The sequence below is a fragment of the Flavobacterium cheonhonense genome, from assembly GCF_035671315.1.
Lineage (GTDB): Bacteria > Bacteroidota > Bacteroidia > Flavobacteriales > Flavobacteriaceae > Flavobacterium > Flavobacterium cheonhonense.
In genome coordinates, this window is sequence record NZ_JAXAVY010000029.1 from 1 (window position 1) to 345 (window position 345).

The following is a 345-nucleotide window of genomic DNA, read 5'->3' on the forward strand; positions in this document are numbered from 1 at the left end:
AATTTTTTCAACAGGTAATGCTAACATCAATGTTTTTTGTCAAAATTATGTCTCATCCTCAGGGGTGCTGGGTTTGGGGACAGTAAATGCATTTCAAAATTGCGTATTAGGAAATTTAACTACAATTGGAAGTGCATTAATGAGAGTTTTTCCATCTGCCGGCACTAACCGTTCTATTCTATCTCACGAGTTTGGTCATAATTTCGGATGCCAACATATTGATGGTGCCAATGTAATGAATCCCGGTGGCTCAACAAGTAATTATTGGGAACCGGTACATGTAGCATTAATCAATAGTAAATTACAAAATGCAACATGTTTTGCAAATTGCCAAACGGAATTATG

The 345-nt window shown here is 36.5% G+C and carries 1 protein-coding gene; it reads left to right on the forward strand.

Translation table 11 applies throughout. The features are described 5' to 3' along the window. Positions 1-64: 64 nt before the first annotated feature. Positions 65-345, forward strand: a 281-nt coding sequence (locus tag SK086_RS13630) for a zinc metalloprotease (RefSeq protein WP_324692353.1), incomplete at its 3' end; no start/stop codon positions are given.